Annotated in this window: 18 protein-coding genes and 1 tRNA gene; 14 read left to right on the top strand and 5 right to left on the bottom strand. The window is 56.8% G+C overall.

Annotated features, from left to right (window positions below):
* Positions 1-19 precede the first annotated feature (19 nt).
* Both GOB93_RS14840 and GOB93_RS14845 read right to left on the bottom strand, forming a co-directional pair.
* Positions 20-667, bottom strand: a complete 648-nt coding sequence (locus GOB93_RS14840; protein ID WP_173584290.1) for a glutathione S-transferase family protein — start codon at positions 665-667, stop codon at positions 20-22.
* A complete protein-coding gene (locus GOB93_RS14845; protein ID WP_173584329.1) occupies positions 660-1,358 on the bottom strand; it encodes a Rieske (2Fe-2S) protein in 699 nt (232 codons plus the stop codon). The genes GOB93_RS14840 and GOB93_RS14845 overlap by 8 nt, the downstream gene beginning before the upstream one ends.
* Positions 1,359-1,444: 86 nt before the next feature.
* On the opposite strand from GOB93_RS14845, the gene GOB93_RS14850 reads away from it, so the two are divergent.
* The 12 genes from GOB93_RS14850 to GOB93_RS14905 all read left to right on the top strand — a co-directional run bounded on the left by GOB93_RS14850 (position 1,445) and on the right by GOB93_RS14905 (position 14,168).
* On the top strand, positions 1,445-2,020 hold the full coding sequence (locus GOB93_RS14850) for a nicotinamidase (protein ID WP_173584291.1): 576 nt from the start codon (positions 1,445-1,447) through the stop codon (positions 2,018-2,020).
* A gap of 142 nt (positions 2,021-2,162) precedes the next feature.
* Entirely contained in the window at positions 2,163-3,335 is a 1,173-nt protein-coding gene (locus tag GOB93_RS14855; RefSeq protein WP_173584330.1) for a BMP family ABC transporter substrate-binding protein, read from the top strand.
* A gap of 19 nt (positions 3,336-3,354) precedes the next feature.
* A complete protein-coding gene (locus tag GOB93_RS14860) occupies positions 3,355-4,929 on the top strand; it encodes an ABC transporter ATP-binding protein (protein ID WP_173584292.1) in 1,575 nt (524 codons plus the stop codon).
* Between the two features lie 16 nt (positions 4,930-4,945).
* Positions 4,946-6,028: an ABC transporter permease gene (locus tag GOB93_RS14865; protein ID WP_173584293.1), complete on the top strand. Its 1,083-nt coding sequence runs from the start codon at positions 4,946-4,948 to the stop codon at positions 6,026-6,028.
* Positions 6,025-6,963 carry an ABC transporter permease gene (locus GOB93_RS14870; protein ID WP_173584294.1) on the top strand — a complete coding sequence of 313 codons (939 nt, stop codon included), beginning with the start codon at positions 6,025-6,027 and terminating at the stop codon, positions 6,961-6,963. The genes GOB93_RS14865 and GOB93_RS14870 overlap by 4 nt, the downstream gene beginning before the upstream one ends.
* 25 nt (positions 6,964-6,988) lie before the next feature.
* On the top strand, positions 6,989-7,900 hold the full coding sequence (locus GOB93_RS14875) for an aromatic ring-hydroxylating dioxygenase subunit alpha (RefSeq protein ID WP_173584295.1): 912 nt from the start codon (positions 6,989-6,991) through the stop codon (positions 7,898-7,900).
* Between the two features lie 145 nt (positions 7,901-8,045).
* Positions 8,046-9,080, top strand: coding sequence for a Gfo/Idh/MocA family protein (locus GOB93_RS14880; protein WP_173584296.1), 1,035 nt, complete (start codon positions 8,046-8,048; stop codon positions 9,078-9,080).
* 185 nt (positions 9,081-9,265) lie between these two features.
* Positions 9,266-11,164: a ribonucleoside-diphosphate reductase subunit alpha gene (locus tag GOB93_RS14885; protein WP_242010812.1), complete on the top strand. Its 1,899-nt coding sequence runs from the start codon at positions 9,266-9,268 to the stop codon at positions 11,162-11,164.
* Positions 11,165-11,351: 187 nt separating this feature from the next.
* Positions 11,352-12,347 carry a ribonucleotide-diphosphate reductase subunit beta gene (locus GOB93_RS14890; protein WP_173584298.1) on the top strand — a complete coding sequence of 332 codons (996 nt, stop codon included), beginning with the start codon at positions 11,352-11,354 and terminating at the stop codon, positions 12,345-12,347.
* 121 nt (positions 12,348-12,468) lie between these two features.
* Complete coding sequence (locus GOB93_RS14895) at positions 12,469-12,819, top strand: hypothetical protein (protein WP_173584299.1); 351 nt, start codon at positions 12,469-12,471, stop codon at positions 12,817-12,819.
* Positions 12,820-13,237: 418 nt separating this feature from the next.
* Positions 13,238-13,329 (top strand) — tRNA-Ser (locus GOB93_RS14900).
* Between the two features lie 341 nt (positions 13,330-13,670).
* Entirely contained in the window at positions 13,671-14,168 is a 498-nt protein-coding gene (locus GOB93_RS14905) for a DUF2721 domain-containing protein (protein ID WP_173584300.1), read from the top strand.
* A 15-nt stretch (positions 14,169-14,183) separates the two neighbouring features.
* Here the strand turns inward: GOB93_RS14905 and GOB93_RS14910 are convergent, their stop codons facing one another.
* The 3 genes from GOB93_RS14910 to GOB93_RS14920 all read right to left on the bottom strand — a co-directional run bounded on the left by GOB93_RS14910 (position 14,184) and on the right by GOB93_RS14920 (position 16,187).
* Positions 14,184-14,372 (bottom strand): hypothetical protein, encoded by a 189-nt coding sequence (locus GOB93_RS14910; protein ID WP_173584301.1) that lies wholly within the window; start codon positions 14,370-14,372, stop codon positions 14,184-14,186.
* A gap of 152 nt (positions 14,373-14,524) precedes the next feature.
* Positions 14,525-14,947, bottom strand: coding sequence for a hypothetical protein (locus GOB93_RS14915; protein ID WP_242010813.1), 423 nt, complete (start codon positions 14,945-14,947; stop codon positions 14,525-14,527).
* A gap of 253 nt (positions 14,948-15,200) precedes the next feature.
* Positions 15,201-16,187: an N-acetylmuramoyl-L-alanine amidase family protein gene (locus tag GOB93_RS14920; protein WP_173584303.1), complete on the bottom strand. Its 987-nt coding sequence runs from the start codon at positions 16,185-16,187 to the stop codon at positions 15,201-15,203.
* Positions 16,188-16,726: 539 nt separating this feature from the next.
* On the opposite strand from GOB93_RS14920, the gene GOB93_RS14925 reads away from it, so the two are divergent.
* Positions 16,727-19,528, top strand: a complete 2,802-nt coding sequence (locus GOB93_RS14925; protein WP_173584304.1) for an Rne/Rng family ribonuclease — start codon at positions 16,727-16,729, stop codon at positions 19,526-19,528.
* A 189-nt stretch (positions 19,529-19,717) separates the two neighbouring features.
* Positions 19,718-21,952 (top strand): excinuclease ABC subunit UvrB, encoded by a 2,235-nt coding sequence (uvrB, locus tag GOB93_RS14930; RefSeq protein WP_173584331.1) that lies wholly within the window; start codon positions 19,718-19,720, stop codon positions 21,950-21,952.
* The last annotated feature ends 33 nt before the right edge of the window (positions 21,953-21,985 follow it).

Raw genomic sequence — 21,985 nt, forward strand, 5'->3', positions numbered from 1 at the left:
TGGATTGAGTGTGACCGGCTCAGCCATAATCCGGGATGCCTGGCATCGCAATGAAACCCGGCAGAGTTTTCATATTGCGCATCCAGCGCCGTAAGGCCGGATAAGGATCATGCCCGATCCCGGCGTCACGACTGAGGGCAAAAGTTGGAAAGAGCGCGATGTCGGCCAGTGTGACGGACTCTCCGGCAAACCACTGCTGGCCTGAAATCCGTCGCAGGATCATATGGTCTTCCATAATCCTGAACGCGTCGTGCGAGGCCTCCAGAAGTGTCCGTGTATCGGCTTTGCCGCCAAACATCGCGATCCGCCTGAGTTGAATCGCGGGGGCCAGACTGCTGGCGGTGAAATCCATCCAGTGAGCAATACTGGCGACCAGAGGCGGAGTCTCGGGCCGCCATGCGGGATCTGGCGTCAGCGCAGAAAATGTTCGCATTATAGCATTAGCGCCGCAGATGGCGGGCAGGCTGTCTGCCGGACCGGTCACGCCGGTGAGTGCCGGCAGACGTCCCGTCGGGCTGAGGGCGCGAAACCATGGGGAGTTCTGCTCGCTTCCCGGCACGACATTCACGGCATGCAGGCGGACCGGGATATTCAGAAGCGCCGCAGCCAGTCGCGCGCGATAGCAGTTCTCGTCCAGTTCATCATCGAACAGGATCAGATCAGGCATCAGAGCCGTCTCCTGCATATTCACGCTCGGTCGCGTCGCGAAAATCCATCGCCCAGAAGGCCGCCTGTTTGCAAAGTGTCTGCGGGGCCTTACCTTCAAGCAGGAGGTGGAGTTGTGTCCTGGCGTGACCTGCTGGCCGTGCTACGATCAGCAGTGAGAGGGGCGGCCCTTTTCTGGCAGCGGCGGATATCCGGACGCATGTGCCGGAGGCGCCGCCGAGTTGCGTCATGACTGTGGCCAGCGGGACATTGATCATGATCGTCCGCACAGGGGTCACATGCTCCGTTTCTGGCAGATTCCACTCGGTTTCGGGGGGGTCTCCGGTGTCGGCGCCGTCCACGCGGGTCCAGATGAGGCCGGCATGTTCCCTGGCTGGAAATACAGGAACGCAGATCGTGCTGGCGGGTCTGATATCGGGATGAGCCGGAATGACACGGCAATGGCCGCCTTCATCAAATCGCCAGCCATGATACAGGCATGCCAGCATATCCTCGCGGACGAACCCCAGACTGAGCCGCATTCCACGGTGAGGGCAGCGATCGTCCGAGACATGAACCTGTCCTTTCGAATCGCGCCAGACAGCCAGTTTCTGCTCCCCGATCTGTGCTCCGCTCACTGTGGCGGATGGCAGATCCAGTGAGAGCATCAGCGGTTGCCAGCCTGGGATTGTCCCGATGTCTGTCTCCTGCATTTCAAACACCCTGCTTCTTTCCAGTCGTGCCGGACGGTGCCATCATTTCGGTATCGAAGGAAACCCGGGCGCGCTATTATCGGATAATGATTACTGTAACGCCTCAGAGTGCATTGCTGGTTGTGGATGTGCAGAAGGATTTTCTGCCCGGAGGAACGCTTGCCGTGCCCGGAGGGGATGAGATCATCCCGGTTATCAACCATCTCGCCCGATTACCGTTCGGCGTCGTAATCGCAACGCAGGACTGGCATCCGGCAGATCATATGTCCTTTGTGACGCAGGGTGGTCCCTGGCCGGTGCATTGTGTCGCAGGGACGGATGGCGCCACGCTGGCGGCGCTGCTGGATGACGAGCCTGTGGGCGCCATTTTCCGCAAGGGGCGGTCGCGGGACGTGGACAGTTATTCCGCGTTTTTTGACAATGAAGGAAAAAGGCCTTCCGGTCTGGTTTCGCTGCTGAAGGAGCTTGGAATCACGAGTGTCTTCGTTACCGGTCTGGCGCTTGATGTATGCGTCTCCGCTACGGCAGATGACGCGGTAAAAGCCGGATTTGAAGCGGTGGTTATCGCCGATGCCTGTCGGGGAACCGGTCCTGCCGAACCTGCTCTGGCGGATCTGCGGAGGGCGGGCGTGACATTGACGACAAGCGACAGGCTTGCCTGATTATGCCGATTGTTCGAAAAAGAATTTACAACGGTCGCAAAACGATGCCGCAGCCCGTAAGCTGGCGATCGTCATACTGCGATGGGGGACGTATGAGCGGTGACAGGAAATTCCGCGCATGAAGGGTCCGGGGGGAACCTTCATGACGGGATACGGGAGGAATACGGACGCTGAAAGCGCCGCGCGTGGACAAAAACACGGATCGGAGCTTCTGGGGCGTCGCAGTGTAATTGGCGGGCTCGGTGCCGCAGCGTCGGCAGGGTTCTGGCGCCCGAAAGGTGCGGGTGCTGCGGAGGCTGCGCCGTCCCGGCTCTTCTCGCCGATAGCGGAGGAAGATGCGCTCATCGCATTCGGGCATACGGGGCCGATCACGGATGGCGGGTGGACGACCGCTCATGACCTCGGTGTTCAGGCGGTTCGGAAGGCGTTTCCGAGGCTCCGCTCTGTCTACGTGGAAAGCGTTCCTTATTCGGCTGATGCCACGCGTATTTTCCGGCAGTTCGTGGCCGAAGGCGCGCAGATGGTGATTTCCACGTCTAATTACGGTGATTTCATCAGGGATGTCGCCGACCGTGCTCCTGATGTCGCCTTTCTTGAATGTGACGGACACAGTGTCAGCCGGAATCTGGGCTGGTTTTATATCACTCACTGGTATGCAAGCTACATTATCGGCATCGCGGCTGGCCTGATGACGAAGACCGGCAAACTCGGTTACGTCGGCACATTTCCTATTCCGTCAGTCTATGCGAGCGCAAATGCCACGCTGCTCGGGGCGCAGTCTGTAAATCCTGCCTGCACGATGAATGCCATCGCTATTAACTCATGGTTTGATCCGCAGGCGGCGACCCAGGCCGCGAGTGCGCTGGCTGACAGCGGCTGTGATTTCCTTTGTGGCATTACGGATGAGCCTGCCTATCTCCGCGTGGCCGAAAGCCGGGGGATCAAGGCGGCGATGTGGAATCTCGGTATGAGGCAGTTCGGACCGACGGCTTATGTCAGTTCTGTTGTGCTTGATTTCTCCCATTTTTATATTGAGCAGGTCAGGCAAAGGCTGAATGGCACATGGCGTGCCGCGCCGCATTTTCTTACCCTGTCGGACGGCGTCGACCGTGATGCCTGGGGCGCGACGGTTCCTCTGGAAATTGCCGCGCGGGCTGACGAGATGCGGTCACGTATTCTCGGGGGCTACAACCCGTTTCGCGGGCCGATACGGGATAATAGCGGAACCGTCCGTGTGCCTGCGGGTGTCGTGATGGATGACGACACGATCTATCAGTGGGACTGGGGCGTGCAGGGGATGACCGGCCTTGGCTGAGCGTGGAAATTCTGTGGGAATGACACCGCCGCCGGTTGCTCCCGGGACGCCGCCGGTTCTGCAGCTTGTTGGCATTTCGAAATATTTTCCCGGAGTGATCGCCAACGAGGACGTCAGTCTGGATGTCCGTTCCGGTGAAATTCTTGCGCTGCTGGGCGAAAACGGCGCCGGCAAGTCTACCCTGATGAATGTCGTGACCGGCATTTATCAGGCTGACGCAGGTGAAATGATTCTCGATGGCTACGGAGCCCGGTTTTCTTCACCGCAGGAGGCTATTCGTGCCCGAATCGGAATGGTGCATCAGCATTTCAAGCTGGTGCCGGCGTTCACGGTTGCGGAGAATATTCATCTGGGCTGGGCTGACACGCCGCGAAACGCGTCACCGGCGATTCTTGAAGCCCGGACAAGAGAGCTGTCGGAACGATTCGGTTTTCCTGTCAATCCGGCTGCGCGGGTGGAAGATCTCTCGGCCGGCGAACAGCAGCGCGTCGAAATCCTCCGTGTGCTCGCCCGCAAGGCGCGACTGCTCATTCTCGATGAGCCGACAGCTGTGCTTACACCGGCGGAGGCCCGCGATCTGTTTCGTGCGTTGCGGGCGTTCCGCGCCGAAGGCAACGCCGTTATCATTATCAGCCACAAGCTTGATGAAGTGATGGAGATCTCCGATCGCGTCACGATCCTGCGTGGCGGCCAAAAGATCGGCACCTGGGACACGGCCGACTGCTCGCCGCGGATGCTGGCGGCAACCATGGTTGGCCGCGAAATCGTCCGGCAGAATCTGCTGCTCCGTGCGGACGGGGCTGCTCCGCGCGGGACTGAGGCTGAACTCAGCCTGCGGGGCGTCAGCGTGCGTGACGAGCGTGGCGTGGAAACACTGGCCGATATCACCCTGGATATATTCGGAGGTGAAATACTCGGTGTTGCCGGGGTGGCTGGAAACGGTCAGCGCGAACTGACGGAGGTTCTCACCGGCCTTACAATCCCGACCCGAGGTCAGGTTCTGCTCGGTGGCAGGTCTGCGGAACCCGGTGCGGCGGCATTCGCGCGACATGGTGTCGGCCATATTCCCCAGGACCGTCTGCACAGTGCCCTCGCTCCGTCTCTTGGCATTTCGGATAATATGGCGCTGAGAGAATATGGTATGCCGCCGATTGGCGGCAACGGACTGTATCATGCCGATGCGGCTCTCTCACTTGCCCGCGAAATAGCAGATATCGCTGAGGTGACCATCCCCGATTTTGCCATGCCGGTTCGCAATCTGTCCGGTGGAAATCAGCAGCGTCTCGTGGCCCGGCGGGAAATCCGGATCGCGAGCCGGGTGCTCGTTGCGGCCTATCCCAGCCGTGGTCTTGATATCGGTGCGATTGCCACGATGCATCGATACTTCGCGGAACTGAGAGACCGGGGAGTGGGGATTGTCATTGTTTCTGAGGATCTTGAAGAGCTTCTGAATCTTTCCGACCGGATCGGAGTTCTGTGTCACGGCCGCCTGATGGCGGTTCTTGATTCCGCGGAGGCTGATATTGAGCGCATCGGTCTGCTGATGGGCGGCCGCACAGACCTGCCGGAGACAGGTGCGGAGACCAAAATATGACGACAGGACGTACGTAATGCGGTTCCAGCGTTTCCCCACGGCGCCGGCACGGCTGGTTCTTGCCTGGCGTGCGGCGGCTCTTTTTGCTGCGGCGCTGATCACCGGCGTTTTGCTGGCATTGTCCGGTCGGGATGTCTTCGAACTGCTCGCTCTGGTACTGAAATCTACTGTCGGGTCCCGTTTCGGGCTGGAAGATCTCGCTCTGTTCATGATTCCGCTGATTCTTACGGGCAGTGCGGTTACTGTCACAAGCCGGATTGGTCTGTGGAATATCGGCGGAGAAGGACAGTTCTATCTTGGCGCCATTGGTGCCGCCGGTGTCGGGCTGTATATGCCCGGACCACCGATACTCGTCCTGCCAGCCATGGCCGCCGCGGCGATGCTTTGTGGTGTGGCCTGGATCGCAGTGCCTACTTTTGCCCGCGCATATGCGGGTGTGAACGAAATTATCACCACGCTGCTGCTCAATTTTGTCGCCGGTCTGCTGACTTACTGGCTTGCCACCGGCCCCTGGCGGGATCGCGTGACAGGTGCTCTGGCTTCGACAGGACGTATCCCGGTGGCGATCCCGGAAATATGGGGCGTGGTTCACTGGGGGTTTCCGGTGGCGCTGCTGATTGCCTGCGGGCTGGCAGTGATTATGACGAGGACAAGCTGGGGCTATGAGGTGCGGATCAGTGGTGCCAATCCCGGAGCCGCGCGTTATGCCGGAATGCCGATGCGTGCCCGCGTCATTGCCGTGATGTTGCTGTCGGGCGCCCTTGCGGCTCTGGCTGGCATGTTCGAGGTGGCGGGCACCGTGCATCGGCTGCAGGGCGGGATGGCCGATAACTTTGGTTATCTGGGCATTGTCGTGGCTGTTCTGGCCAGAAAATCCTGTCTTGCGGTCATTCCGGCAGCGCTGCTGATGGCTCTGATTCTCGATGCCGGAATTGTACTTCAGACACAGCAACTCGCGGCTACGGTGGTTCTGGCCATTACCGGGCTTGTGTTGCTTCTGATCGCGATCGGAGACGAACTGGCTCATTATCGCCCCGTCGCTCCGGTGGTCAGGCCCGCATCTCCCAGGTTACCTCCGGCATCGAAGACAACGATATGATCGCGCTGCTCACCGGTCTTCTCTCGACAGCCGTTCTTGCTGGCGGCGTTCTTTCGCTGGCGGCGCTCGGGGAGGTTCTCGCTGAGCGTGTCGGTGTGACCGATCTTGGCGTGGAGGGGCTGATGTCGCTCGGGGCGGCGACCGCGATCATGACAGTCATCGCTGTTCCGGATCCCTGGCTTGGTCTGCTGGCGGCGATCGCCGTCGGAGCAGTTGGTGGCGGTGTATTTGCGTTTGCCGCTGTGATCATGAGAGCGAACCAGGTGCTTTGCGGGCTGGCCATCACTTTTCTTGGTCTTGGTCTCTCCGCCACTATTGGTCATTCCGTGGCAGGCATGCCGGCGCCGGTCACATTCGCACCTACGCGCATTCCCGGTCTGGCGTCTCTTCCGGTTATCGGGCCAGCTTTCTTTGCGCAAAATCTTCTGGTGGTGCCGATCTATCTGCTGTTGCCAGCCTTCTTTCACTGGCTGCTGTTTCACACGCGTCATGGCCTTAATATGCGCGCGGTCGGGGAGAATCCGGCTGCAGCGGATGCGGCCGGCATCCCCGTTGTCGCCATACGGTTCTGGTATGTTGTGCTCGGCGCCGCTCTTGCCGGAGGCGCGGGAGCCTATCTCAGTCTGGCTGTCATCCCGAGCTGGTCTGAGGGGATGGTGTCCGGCCGGGGATGGATCGCCGTTGCCCTGGTGATTTTTGCCGGGTACCGTCCATTCAACGCCGCTGGTGCGGGGCTACTGTTCGGACTGATCACGGCCATTGGTTTTCTCGGACAGGCGCGTGGCTGGCCCATCGCGGCGCCTGTTCTGAATATGCTGCCTTACCTGGGAACGCTGGCTTTCATTATTCTGCCTGTTCTGTTCTGGAAACGGATGCGTCAGGTCATGGCTGCGCCGGCAGCTCTCGGAACGCCTTATTACCGGTCGGTGCGATAGCCGGAGCAGAGGAAGGAGAACAGATATGCATGATCCTTCCGCTGTTTCAGCCCGGCCTGAGAGTGACGACCGTGCTACTCTGGATCAGTGGTACCCGATAGCCTTTCTCGAAACTCTCAGGCCGGGGAAAACCCGTACCTGTCTGCTCGGCAGTGATGTCATCATTACCCGCGAACCGGACGATGCGATCACTGTTGTTACGCGGGAGGGATATAATCTGCCGGTGCGCGAGGCGCATACCTGTCTGTGGACAACATTTGGCTTCCCTGCCCGCGATGTGGTTTCGATACCGGAGGCATACGAGCCGGATCGCCGGGTCGTGCCATGCGGTGCAGTTCACGTCCGGACATCGGGGCTGCGCGTGGTCGAGAATTTTCTGGATATGGCGCATTTCCCTTTTGTCCATACCAATATCCTTGGCGCTGAGCCGGTTACAGAAGTTGTGCGGTACCGGACCGAGCACCGTGAGGACGTTAATGAGATATGGGGCACGGAGTGCCGGTTCGAGCAGCCGCAGGCCGCCAGATCAGCAAATAGTGCCATGGCCACGGAATACAGCTATCGTGTTGCTGCTCCGTTCCTGACACTGCTCTATAAAACCTGCCCCAACGATCCGGTTCGACCGGATGTGATCTGTCTGTTTGTTCAGCCTGTCGGTCCGGCGTATTCGATTGCCTTTCCGGTGATGTTTCTTATCGACGATGTGACGCCCCTGGCTGAACTGGCCCAGTTTCAGCAACGTATCTTCGTCCAGGACCGGATTATCCTTGAAAATCAGTATCCGCCCCTTCTGCCGCTTTCCGGCCGGACAGAGATTCCGACACGGGCGGACTCTTTGTCCGTGGCGTATCGCCGGTGGCTGAGAGCCAGCAACCTTCGATATGGCGCTGTTCCGAATAGGCCTTATGCGGGAAATGATGTTCCCGCCGGTCAGTAATTGCTGTTTGCCTGATATATCGTTTCATGAGCGATGACATACAGACACATCCGGTCGGGTCCGTGATGGCCTGAAGTCAGAGAGCAGAAACCTCCGGACTGCGGTCAGCACATAATTTGCGGCAGAAGCCAGTGGAGACGAATCTATGTCCCGAAACGATGATCCGGCCGGAGCGGACGAGGTTAAAACACTTCGCGTCGGCCTGGCAGGGTGTGGTCACTTCGGTCGTTTTCATGCGCTGAAATCTGCGGCATCGGCTTCCGAGAGTCTGATCGGCGTGTTCGACCCCGATCGGAAAAAGGCGGCTGCACTGGCTGCGGAAGCGAGAACCCGTGCTTTCGATGACATCGACGATCTCATCGCCGCTGTTGATGCAGTCATTATAGCCGCTCCGGCCGAAATGCATTTTTCACTGGCCGCGACTGCATTGAGAGCGGGAAAACATGTGCTCGTTGAGAAGCCCATGGCCGCGACTTTGCAGGAAGCGGATGAACTCACGACGCTGGCCAGCAATGCCGGCCGTGTCCTGCAGGTGGGGCATCTGCTGCGATACTCTGCCGAATACGAAGCCATCACGCGACGGATCAGTCGGCCGCTTTATATAGAGGCGACCCGAATTGCGCCGTTCAAGCCGCGCGGGACGGATGTCTCCGTGATTCTTGATCTGATGATTCACGATCTTGATCTGATTCTGGCGATTGTCGACAGCCCGGTCGCCCAGGTGGATGCGGTTGGCGCTGCGGTGAGTTCGGAGCATGAGGACATCGCCAACGCCAGGGTGCGCTTTGCGAACGGATGTGTTGCGACGATCACGGCAAGCCGGATCTCGCTTAAGACAGAGCGGAAGATGCGGCTGTTTTCCGAGGAGGGATATCTCTCCGCGGATTTCGGGAAACGGGAACTGGTGATGATCGGGCGTGAGCGGGGGATGCCGCTGCCGGGGACCGGAGGGTTCCGGCGCGAGGCGGCGTCCTGGAAAGAGCATGATTCGCTGGCGGCCGAGCATGCGGCGTTTGCGGCGTCCTGCCTGTATGGAAAACCGGTGCTGGTGGATGCTCAGGCTGGTCGGCGCGCGCTTGAGGCGGCGCTGGCGGTCGGGGAAGGAATCTCCGAATCGCGCCGGCGGATGGAGCTGTCGGGGCTGATCGGGCAGATGCCGGAGCCAGCTTCCGCGGTCTGATGCTGTACTGGTTCGTCAATACTTTTTTTTCCTTTGACCCTATATCTTGTGCTGGTCTGGCGGATCGTTACCGCATATTGTGTCCTCCGGCTCGGCAGGGTGGATGCACCAGCGTCTGCGATCGGCCAGTTTTTCAGGAATCCGGAGCAGCCAGGGTGAGTTTAACCGACATGTCTGAAGTATTGATGGAGACTTCCGGCGGCCATGGCGCGGACGAGGGCAGTCTGTTCGAGCCTGACATGCTTGAGGATGTCGTGCAGCTTCCGGGGCATCATGCGGTCCGGGTGAATCGCTCGCGGGATGCGCTGCTCACCGATTTTGGGAAGGCGACACTCGATAACCGCTATCTTCTCCCGGAGGAGGGATATCAGGATCTTTTTGCCCGGGTGGCATCCTATTACGGTGCGGACGCGGCGCATGCGCAGCGGATTTACGACTATATTTCGCAGCACTGGTTCATGCCGGCGACGCCGATTCTGTCGAATGGGGGCACCAGCCGCGGGCTGCCGATTTCCTGCTTCCTGAACGAGGCCTCCGACAGTCTGGAAGGGATTGTCGGGCTGTGGAACGAGAATGTGTGGCTGGCCTCCAAGGGCGGGGGGATCGGCTCCTACTGGGGCAACCTGCGTTCCATCGGCGAGAATGTTGGCCGGAACGGCAAGACGTCCGGTGTGATTCCCTTTATCCGTGTGATGGACAGTCTGACGCTTGCGATCAGCCAGGGGTCGCTGCGGCGCGGGTCCGCTGCTGTCTATCTGCCGGTCTGGCATCCGGAGATTGAGGAATTTATCGAGATGCGCCGCCCGACCGGTGGCGATCCGAATCGCAAGGCGCTGAACCTGCATCACGGCGTTCTGGTTTCGGATGATTTCATGAGGGCCGTGGAGGCGGATGCTGAATGGGCGCTGATGTCGCCCAAGGATCATTCGGTCATCCGCAAGGTGTCGGCGCGGTCGCTCTGGATCCGTATCCTGACGGCCCGAATGGAGCAGGGTGAGCCGTATGTTGTTTACTCGGATCATGTGAACAACGCTCGGCCTGAGCACCATAAGCTGGCCGGTCTGGAAGTGAAGACGTCCAATCTCTGCTCCGAGATCACGCTGCCGACCGGCATAGATCATCACGGAAAACAACGTACGGCTGTCTGCTGCCTGTCCTCGCTCAATCTTGAGACGTGGGATGACTGGCATGAGAATGAGCAGTTCATTCCGGATGTCATGCTGTTTCTGGATAATGTCCTTCAGGACTTTATTGACCGGGCGCCGCCTGAGATGAAGCGGGCCGCGTATGCGGCGTCCCGGGAACGTTCGGTCGGGCTGGGCGTGATGGGTTTTCATTCCTTTCTCCAGGCGAGAAAGGTGCCATTTGAAAGCGCCATCGCAAAAGCATGGAACCGGAAGATTTTCAGGCAGATCCGCGCTGAGGCGGATAAGGCGTCCAGGCTGCTTGCGAAAACGCGCGGGGCGTGTCCGGATGCTGCGGAATACGGGTTTGAGGAGCGGTTCTCCAACAAGCTGGCGATTGCGCCGACGGCCTCGATCTCCATTATCGCCGGGAACGCCAGTCCTGGCATTGAGCCGATCGCGGCGAATGTCTTTCTGCAGAAGACGCTTTCCGGATCGTTTGCTGTCCGCAACCGACATCTGCATAAGCTGCTGAAAGAGAAGGGGCAGGATACGGACGATGTCTGGTCGTCGATCACGCTGAGTAAGGGCAGCGTCCAGCATCTTGATTTCCTGACGCAGGATGAGAAGGACGTGTTCAGGACGGCCTTTGAGCTGGATCAGCGCTGGGTTGTGGAGCATGCGGCGGACCGGGCGCCGTTTATCTGTCAGGCGCAGTCCGTGAATCTTTTTCTGCCCGCTAATGTCCATAAGCGGGATCTGCATCAGATTCACTATATGGCGTGGAAAAAGGGTCTCAAGTCTTTGTATTACTGCCGGTCTCTGTCGATTCAGAGAGCCGATACGGTCAGTAATGTGGCTACCAAGGACGATATGTTCTCCGGACAGGGGGCGCCTGAGGCTGCGCCGGCGGCGGGCGACAACAGCACCAATTATGAGGAATGTCTGGCCTGTCAGTAATGTTTCTGATTGGGATGTTTTGAGAAAAATGCAGATTTTTTCTCTATAATATCCTGATTTTGCAGGGTGATGTGCGTGCTGCTCCGATTTGTCCGCGGGGCGGGGTTCTTTCCCTGTTTCAATCTTCCGTTCAGGGCATTATTCCCTGTCGTCAGACTGCTTACGTACACAGCTTACAGGGGTGATCATGCCGACGTCCGAAAAGTTTGACCTGCTCACCGCCAATCCGGTTTATAAGCCTTTCCGCTATCCGTGGGCGTATGACGCCTGGCTGACGCAGCAGCGTGTGCACTGGCTGCCGGAGGAAGTTCCTCTGGCCGATGATGTGAAGGACTGGCATAGGGTTCTGAGCGAGGGTGAACGGCACCTTGTGACCCAGATCTTTCGCTTCTTCACGCAGTCCGACGTGGAAGTGAATAACTGTTACATGAAGCACTACAGTCAGGTTTTTAAACCGACGGAAGTGCTGATGATGCTATCCGCGTTCTCGAATATCGAGACCATTCATATCGCGGCGTACAGCCATCTCCTGGATACGATCGGGATGCCGGAAACGGAATATTCCATGTTCCTGAAATATAAGGAGATGAAGGACAAATATGACTACATGCAGCAGTTTTCGGTAGAGAATAAGTATGAGATCGCCAAGACGCTGGCTGCGTTCGGAGCGTTCACTGAAGGGCTGCAGCTTTTTGCCTCTTTCGCCATTCTGCTGAATTTCCCGCGCTTCAATAAGCTGAAGGGCATGGGGCAGATCGTGTCCTGGTCGGTCCGCGATGAGACGCTGCACTGTCTGTCGATCGCGCGGCTGTTCCGCACCTTTGTTCAGGAGAATCCGGAGATCTGGACGGAGGAGCTGAGGACGGAGATTTCGGAGATTTGCGCGACGATTGTCGAGCATGAGGATGCGTTCATTGATCTGGCGTTCGAGGCGGGTCCGGTAGAAGGTCTCGATGCGGCGCAGGTCAAATCGTATATCCGGTTTATCGCAGATCGTCGTCTTGGACAGATTGGTCTCGATCCGATCTATGGCGGCGTGGAGCGCAATCCGCTGCCGTGGGTGGATGACATGCTGAATGCTGTTGAACACACCAATTTTTTCGAAAACCGGGCAACGGAATATAGTAGGGCATCGACAACCGGGACGTGGGAAGAGGCATTTGAGGGCCACGTTTTCGGTTAGAGTGATCAGGCTCTGACTGTTAATTCTGATAGCGAAATACTGACGGAAAGAATGGATTGCCTCTGGGGGCTTTCTGTTTTCCAGCCCCGGTCACAGTCTGATTGTACCTGTGGATCTGATAATGGATTATGATCGCAGATGTGATGATCTTGCGAGCGCAGGTCAGTCAGGACCTGATGTGTCCCGAAAGGGCAATATCCGAAAGCTGTCTCAGCGTCTCGTCGCGGCAGCGCATTATGCCTGTGATCTTGGAGAACTGGATATGGCAGGAACGCTTCTTGCTCTGGCAGAAGAAGCCATTCTCCGCAGGAGTGAGTTTCAGAGTTTTAATAAGCGCCGTGTCGTTGAGGATATTATGTCAGCCTATGAGCGGTTATGGAGGCTTAGACAGGATGGGCCATGCGCACTGCCTGCCGTAGAATCTTTCAGCAGTATTAAAGATATGCTGGGAAGAAGTTCCAGCGAATTATGATCCCTTTCATATCTGCCATATTAACGCGGTGAAAATGTGGTCAGAGGCGTCTTTTTGGTCCTGATGGTCGGAAATTTCTGGTATTTTTTTATTCTTGTCCTGAAGGTAATAGAGGAAATGGATTGGGAATTTTTTGTAAAATCTGGTTAATGCTAGGAATTCAAAGATAAAATATTTAGAAATTATGATCAATAACATCGTAAAATACATTGTATTATTATTTAAATAAACGATGATTTAAATTTAATTATTGTAAAAAACTTATTTTCATAAGTTTGTTACTTTTTCATATTTATTTTTTCATGCGGGATGCATTTTTGGCGCTGTTTGATGTGAATGGTAATAAGCATTTGACGGCCAGGGCATAAACATCTAAATCTGCCGTCGCAGACGCCGTGTAGAAAATGCACGCTCCGGCGGAGGGGTGGCCGAGTGGCTGAAGGCGGCGGTTTGCTAAACCGTTATACGGGTAACCCCGTATCGAGGGTTCGAATCCCTTCCCCTCCGCCAGTTTTTGTTTTCTCTAAAATTAAATTAGCAACTGCTTATGACAGAACCCTCAGAGGTCCTGGTAGCCCAGACTGTTGCCTGTACGATTTTCTCATTTCGTTTCGCGTGGAGAGAATGTTCACCGACGATTACCGTTAATTATGTGAGCATAGTATCATAGGAATTTTTCTGCCATCCAGATGCCCGGGCAACAGTCAGCCATAGTAAGCAGAATTCATGCTGACGCTGTCGATCTGAGAACAAGGCTAAAATTCTGATGAGGGTCTGATTGCCTGTCGATTGATGTGTGTGAGAACAGTCGATACAGAGAGCGCTTTCTCCTTGGGATCTGGTCAGGATAAATGGCGCTTCCTCTCTCCGCACTCGCGACTGATTCTGCCGGTGATGTTGCGCATCTCATCGAAACGGCTCTGACGCCTGTATTTCTTCTTTCCGGTGTCGGGACACTTCTTAATCTGTTCAATACGAGATCTGCTCGTGTGTCAGACCAGATCGAGAAAGCGGCGGATCTGCTTGACGATGAACTCAACAAGGCTGGCCGCAAAAATCTCAACAGGCATATCAGACGCCTTCGTCACCGGATCATGGTTCTGGACGTGGCTATCATGTTCGGCGGAATCGGCGGAGCCACCACCTGCGGCGCGGCTTTCGTTCTTTTTCTGGGTAGTGTGAGGGATGCCTCAATCGCTCTGTGGCTTGTTGGTCTGTTTGGTGCTGCTTTGCTTTCCACGGTGGCAGCGCTGGCTGTTTTTATTGGGGATTGTTTCTTGTCCTGGAGCAGTCTGAGAACTGATGGGCCTCTGCCCAAAAGCGTAAAGCAGAGCGCGAAAGAAAGCTGACCCGAAAAGTTGCGGTCAGGAGTGTCCACGGCGTTGCAGCCACAGGTTTACAAGAGCGATCACAAGGCCTGCAAAGCCAAAACCGAAACCTGCGACAAGCCAGAGGCCGGTGCTGTCTGTGTCGGGCATCAGGAATGAGCCGGCAATGCAGGCAAGCGCAAGAATCCAGACGATCAGCGCTGAGAAAATTAAGCTATATTTCATTGTATCCCACACCTCCTGGTTCGGGCAGATCGTTCATAAATATCTGGTCGCATATAATATATAATCACCCAATCCTGGCTGAGCATGAGTAATTCAAAATGATGGCGGTCTGTATGAGATTGGTTGTGAGCGTGCTCAGCTAATGATTTAGCTTACTGATATTTTGTTCCATTAACGACAACATATCCAGGCATCCCCCAGTGCCGCCCTGTTCCATGATGTGTCCAGTCAATCCCCTGGCGACGGGGAGCATCGTAGTAATAGCGTCCGACGATTTCGGCCTGGTCACCTTTTGCGACCCAGGGCCATTCGGGAGCGTTCATCTCGTCGAGGTCCGAGACGATACGGATGGAAACTCCGCTGCCGACATCAACGTAAAAATAACCATGCCAGCCGCTGCGCGTGTGTTTTGCTCTGGATGAAACGGCAACAACTCTTCCGCAGACGTGCACCGGTAAGTCTTCCCGTCCGCCACCATTTTCGAACGTACGTTGCGCCGCCAGAAATGCGCTGTCATCACAGACGGAGGAAACTGTCTGCGCCTGTGCACAGCCGCTGTTCAGCAGTGTACTCATTATCGCAACAGCCAGTCCACGTATAAGCCAGGCAGTCGACTGACGCATACAGATATCCCCTTTCGGTAATGTCCCGCGGTATTTGCGGACTCTGTATTACGGAATGGGCAGCCTTCTCCGGCATGTCAACTTTCTGGCGGTCGGCCATATATCGCAGATTACTCGGGCGCTCATTATACAGCGAACGCGGAGAAAAGATCGGAAATGGCTGACGACGCAGGATGGTGGCTTTTCGCCTCTCCTGAAAAACGTGTCAGCCCATTCCTGTCCGCATTGAGGAAAAATACCGGTCTATTGCGTCGCGCATAGCTCCGGCGACCATCGCCCGATGGCCTGCCTGCCGAAGTGATTCTTCATCGCGACGGTTCGACATGAAGCCCATCTCAATCAGAACTGAAGGAATATCGGCAGATTTCAGAACGACAAAGGCCGCGTGACGGTGCGGGTGGTTCAGAAGCGTCAGTCTTGACTGAAAAGATGTCACAACTGAACTGGCGATATGTGCTGAACCGCGTCTGGTTTCTTCTGATACCAGACTGGCGAGGATTTGCTGGATTTCAGGCGAGGTTGCATGCACGTGCGGACCTCCGAACAGATCCGCGCTATTTTCACTTTGTGCGATCAGTGCCGTCTGACTGTCGGAAGCCGCGCCCGACAATGTATAAACGCTTGCGCCCCGGACGGACGCATCATGCAGTGCATCGGCATGCATGGAGATGAATAATTCCGCCCGGTGGGTCTGCGCCATCTCTACGCGACCTTCCAGCGGGATAAATCGATCCGACGTTCTGGTAAGCGCGACGCGGTAGCGTCCGGAAGCCAGAAGCTGTCGCTCGAGTTCCGCGGCTGCGGCTTCGGCGACGTGTTTCTCATATGTTCCCGAATAGCCAATAGCCCCCGGATCTTTGCCGCCGTGACCGGGATCAAGCATGACCAGAGGACGTGGTGGGGGCGCATTTCGGAGCACCGCAGGAGTATGCAGTGAAGACACTGTGGTTGCAGAATGCTGTGTTAGTGCAGGACTGTGTGTCTTTGAGCGGGCCAGCCCGATGGATGGCAGCAACGGAGCCAGACCTGCGACCAGAGTGGCGCGTCGCGTCGTAAGGCCACCAATAAGCCCGGACGCTGTGTTGTCAGGAAGCGGGCCGGCCTCAGATGAAGTGATGCCCTGCCGGAATACCTTTGTTCCGGGGGCATCTGTGCCTTGTAGACCAGGAGGTGCGTTCCGATCCTGCGTCATCTGTTGTTCCATATCAGAAAGCTCGAAACAATTCTGCCATGGTCATATTATGGAGTCATTAATAAACATGTGGTGATTCAGGAGGTTGTCTGTCTTCCACTCGTCTGATTGCCTGGCGGAATATACGACAGCTTGCGTGAGGCGTGCATTTCAGCCATGGTTGTGATTGCATGGCGCTGTCAATGACTGGTTATGTGACCTGGACCAGAATACGCGGCACCCCGAACGGCGGGACTGCGGCGGAGTTTCAGGGCAGGTGTTACTTAACTACGCTGAACGATAAGGACGGATGAGAGCAGGGCTGGACACGGTGAAGGAGCGGAGCGAGGGCGCGGGTAAATATTTTACCGGATACGCCTCTGGTAAGCCGTTGCTGTTCAGCTGCTCAGGCACACTCTGCGTTTCCCGGACGTCGTTCACGCTCGCCATTTCAGACTGTTCAGTCGATTTTCCCTATGCGTTCCCGCGCGGCGCCCGGTTCATCTGCAACCGGCTGCGCCCGCCTGGAAGAATGCAGGGACACCGGAGTTTCCCTTTTTATGACCAAGCGTATGCTGATAGACGCGACGCACGCGGAAGAAACCCGCGTCGTTGTGATGGATGGAAGCCGTCTCGAAGATTATGATGTCGAGGCTGCGAACAGAAAGCAGCTGAAAGGCAATATCTATCTTGCCAAAGTTATCCGCGTTGAGCCCAGCCTGCAGGCTGCGTTTGTTGAATACGGCGGTAATCGGCATGGTTTCCTCGCCTTCAGTGAGATTCATCCGGACTATTATCAGATTCCCGTAGCTGACCGCGAAAAGCTGCTCGCGCTTCAGGAAGAGGAAGCAACTGCTATCGAGGCTGAGGAAGAGGCCGAGGCAACGCAGACTGCGGACAATGCTGAAGAGGTTCTTGCCGACGACGGCCTTACCGATGATGTGCAGGTTGCGGACAGCAGCAGTGACGCCTCGCAGGTTTCGGCGTCCGGGAATCTTCCGGATTATGTCGGCGGTGAGACCGATACAGGTGAAGAAGATCTGGTGCAGAAGCGTATGGCCCGCTTCCTGCGCAGCTATAAAATTCAGGAAGTCATTCGCCGGCGCCAGATTCTGCTCGTTCAGGTCGTGAAAGAGGAACGCGGCAACAAGGGCGCTGCCCTGACGACGTATATTTCGCTGGCCGGACGGTATTGCGTGCTGATGCCCAATGCTCTGCGTGGCGGTGGCGTCTCAAGGAAGATCACCGCCGTGGCGGACCGACGGCGTCTCAAGGATATTATCGCTGATCTTCAGTTGCCACGTGGTATGGCCATGATCGTTCGTACGGCAGGTGCACAGCGGCCGCGTCCGGAAGTCATGAAGGATTGCGAATATCTTCTGCATCTCTGGGATGAGATCCGTGAGCACACGCTGGAATCTGTCGCGCCGGCGCTGATTTATGAGGAGGCCAGCCTCGTAAAGCGGGCTATCCGGGACGTTTATACCCGCGATATTGACGATATTGTTGTTGACGGGGAGGCCGGCTGGCGGTCAGCCCGGGATTTCATGCGGATGCTCATGCCGCAGAGCGCTCATAAGGTGAAGCTGTGGCGGAAGGAAAGTCAGCCCCTCTTCAGTCATTTCCACGTCGAGGGTCTTCTTGATGCGATGCTGTCCCCAACGGTGCAGCTTCGGTCAGGCGGATATCTCGTAATCAATCAGACCGAGGCGCTGGTTTCCATCGACGTAAATTCGGGTCGCGCCACGCGCGAACGTAATATCGAAGAGACGGCGGTCAAGACCAATCTGGAGGCAGCTGATGAGGTTGCCCGGCAGCTTCGCCTTCGCGACCTCGCTGGCCTGATCGTCATCGACTTCATCGATATGGAGTCCCGCAGGCATAACGCACAGGTTGAACGGCGCCTCAAGGATGCGCTGCGCCATGATCGCGCGCGCATTCAGGTTGGCGGAATTTCTCATTTCGGTCTGCTTGAAATGTCGCGCCAGCGACTGCGTCCGTCAGTCGCGGAAGCTGCTTTTACACCCTGTCCGCATTGTCAGGGTACAGGCATTGTGCGTGGAATCGAAAGCTCGGCACTGCATGTGCTGCGTGCGATTGAGGAAGAAGGCGGTCTGCGTCGGGCAGCTGAGATCACCGTGTATGTCGCCGGGGAAATCGCGCTGTATATCCTCAATAATAAGCGCGACTGGCTGAGTTCAATCGAAGCACGCCACAAGATGCGCGTTTTCTTCGGTGCCGACGCAACGCTGCCACCTCCGGAAGTACGTATTGAACGTCATCGGCCTCAGACCGCACGCTTTGACGCCCCGGAGGCCGGGAATGCAGCCGGAGAGCTGACGGCGCCGGAAGCGGAGTCCCGGTCGGATGCGGAAAGTAAGGATGACGAAGTCGCCGTCGCTCCCGCAAGGACAATCCCCATTACTGACAAGGCCCCTGAGACAGCCGCCGGCTCTGACGCGCGTCGTGAAGACGAGGCAGAGGAAACGGAGGAGGGGCAGCCTCGCCGCCGCCGCCGCCGCCGCCGCCGTCGCGGTGGACAAAGAGATGAAAACGGCAACAGCGCGATGTTGTCGGACGATCAGAAAAACCCAGTTCCGGATGAGCAGCCGACGGGTCCGGCAGACGGTGAGCCGCAGCGCGCCCGGACGACACAGCCATCAGCTTCGGAAGAAAATCTGGTGCCGGGTCGCACGCGTACCCGACACTCTCGTAAGGTGGCCACTGACAACGCTCAGTCCCGGCCACGCCAGCCTGCTGCGTCAGTACCGGTGGTGAAAGGGTGGCAGGGGCCCACGCCTGCCGATCCGTTTGGTGGCAGCTTTGATATCTTCGATATGATGGAGCAGGCGGAGCAGGAAGAGACGCAGGCGGCGCCGGTCAGAAAACCTGACCACAGTCCGGAGCCAGTGATCCCGGAACCGCCGGCCACTGTGGCAGAGACTGCAGAGGAAAATGGGACGCTGCCTCTTCTTGTGCCTGAAGCAGATGCCGCTCTGGCGCAGATTGCGGATGAGACGGAGAAACCTCGCGGTCGTACCCGGTCCCGTCGCAAACCGAAAGTGTCGGAGGCACCGCCTGCTGACACGGCAGTAGCAGGGAATATGACGGCGACCGCCGAGGTTGCTCCGTCACCATCGGAAGTCGCAGAACAGGAGGCAAAGCCTCGTCGCCGCACGCGAAGCCGCCGTAAGACGGAAGTCGAACCGGTAATCCCGGAAACCGCAACTGTGGCTTCGGAGCAGAAAGCTGCTACGGAAAAGAAGAAAACCTCCCGTGAACCGGTTATCTTCGTGGAACCCGTCGTGATTGAAGACGGGACGCCGGCAGCTAAACCGCGCACAGGATGGTGGCGTCGCTGAAGTCGCCTCTGTTCTTCTGAATGCCTGTATGACCCGCCCCCGTGTCTTTGTCTGAAGCACGGGGGCTGTTCGTTCCGGGAGTACTTGCCTGGGCTGGAAGTTTGCCGGATGAATAAGCCGGTGCTCTCATCTCAGCTTCCATGGTGGACATCTCTTGCGGTCGTCCTGAGGAGTAGCCATGTTGATTTCATGGCTGCACGTAACCGATCCTCGCTCGAAGCTAATCCCGGACTTGTGTTCCAGCCGGAGCGCCTGCCACCAAAAGAAAAGCGCTTCCGTATGGAAGTGGTATCGGAATACGAACCGGCTGGTGATCAGCCTCAGGCGATTGGAGAACTGACACAGGGAATCGGGATCGGTGAGCGTGATCAGGTTCTTCTGGGCGTAACAGGTTCAGGAAAAACATTTACGATGGCCAAGGTAATCGAGGCCACTCAGAAGCCGACACTCATTCTTGCGCCCAATAAAACACTTGCCGCTCAGCTTTATGGTGAGATGAAGCAGTTCTTTCCGAACAATGCGGTTGAATACTTTGTAAGTTATTACGATTATTATCAGCCTGAGGCCTATGTTCCCCGTTCTGATACTTATATCGAAAAAGACAGCCAGATTAACGAGCGGATTGATCGTATGCGTCACGCAGCGACGCAGGCGCTTCTGGAGCGTAATGATGTGATCATTGTCGCGTCTGTTTCGTGTATCTATGGTATTGGCTCGGTCGAGACGTATTCCAGAATGGTCGTCCGGCTTGAGATTGGTGGTGAGATTGACCGCGACAAGCTCATCAAAGGGCTTGTTGAACTCCAGTACAGACGTAACGACGCAGCATTCGCGCGTGGTGCTTTCCGTGTGCGTGGCGAAAGCATTGATATTTATCCGTCACAGAACGAGGACCGCGCCTGGCGCGTCACTCTTTTTGGTGACGAGATCGACCAGATTATCGAATTCGATCCGCTGACCGGCGAAAAGACGGCTGATCTGCAGGAGGTCAGTCTTTACGCCAATAGTCACTATGTGACGCCACGTCCGACGCTCAATCAGGCTATTGTCAGTATAAAACAGGAACTGCGTGAGCAGCTTGATCTGTTTACGAAACAGGGCAGGTTGCTGGAGGCTGAACGTCTTCAGCAGCGTACAACGTTCGATCTTGAAATGATGGAAACGACCGGTGTCTGTAAAGGCATCGAGAATTACTCACGTTATCTGTCCGGGCGAAAGGCTGGCGAACCACCACCGACGCTTTTTGAATATCTGCCCGAGGACGCATTACTGATTGTTGATGAAAGTCACGTCACCGTGCCGCAGATCGGTGGTATGGAGCGAGGGGATTTCGCACGCAAATCTGTCCTCGCGGAGTTCGGTTTCAGGCTTCCTTCCTGTCTTGATAACCGGCCGCTGAAATTCGGTGAATGGGACGCTTATCGTCCGCAGACCCTGTTTGTCAGCGCGACGCCCGGACCGTGGGAGATGGAGCGTACACAGGGCGCTTTCAGTGAGCAGGTGATCCGGCCGACCGGTCTTGTCGATCCTGTCACGGAGGTGCGGCCTGTCGAGCATCAGGTCGATGATCTGCTTGCCGAATGTCGGGATACGATCCGTAAAGGGGGCCGTATTCTCGTTACAGTGCTGACCAAACGTATGGCGGAGGATCTGACGGAATATCTGGACGAGGCGGGTATTAAAGTCCGCTATCTGCATTCTGACATTGATACTCTTGAGCGTATTGAAATCATCCGTGACCTGAGGCTGGGCGCGTTTGATGTGCTTGTCGGCATTAATCTTCTTCGCGAGGGTCTGGATATTCCGGAATGTTCGCTGGTGGCGATCCTGGATGCTGACAAGGAAGGCTTCCTGCGCTCACGGACCTCGCTGGTTCAGACGATTGGTCGGGCCGCGCGTAATGTGGATGGTCGGGTCGTGCTTTATGCTGACCGTATGACGGACAGTCTGCGTTATGCGATTGAGGAAACAACCAGGCGGCGCGAGAAGCAGACGGCCTGGAATCTGGAACATGGCATTACGCCACAAAGCGTTCGCAAGCAGATTGGTAATATCGTCAGCTCGGTTTTTGAGCAGGATTATGTCACTGTTACACCTGCCGAGGGCGCAGAGGCGGATGAGTTTGTCGGTAAAAATCTTGATGCAACGATTGCGGAACTGGAACACCGGATGCGTGCCGCGGCAGCGGATCTGGAATTTGAGACGGCAGCGCGCCTGCGTGATGAAGTGAAGCGTCTAGAAGCTTTGCAGTTAGGTCTTGAACCGCCTCCTCCTCTTTCGCAAAACAGACAGGGAGGTCCGGGACGCAGGAAAGACAAAACTCCGGTTCCTCTGGGTCCCGGTGGAGGAGGCTATGACCCTGCTAAACGGAAAGGTCGCTCATCCGGTTCACGTCGTAAGCCTGGCTCTCCCGGCTCCGGATAGAAAGAACGGGGTCAGTATCAGTTGAGCAGGGAT

It is taken from the genome of Acetobacter musti (genome assembly GCF_011516835.1).
In the GTDB taxonomy this organism is placed as follows: domain Bacteria; phylum Pseudomonadota; class Alphaproteobacteria; order Acetobacterales; family Acetobacteraceae; genus Acetobacter; species Acetobacter musti.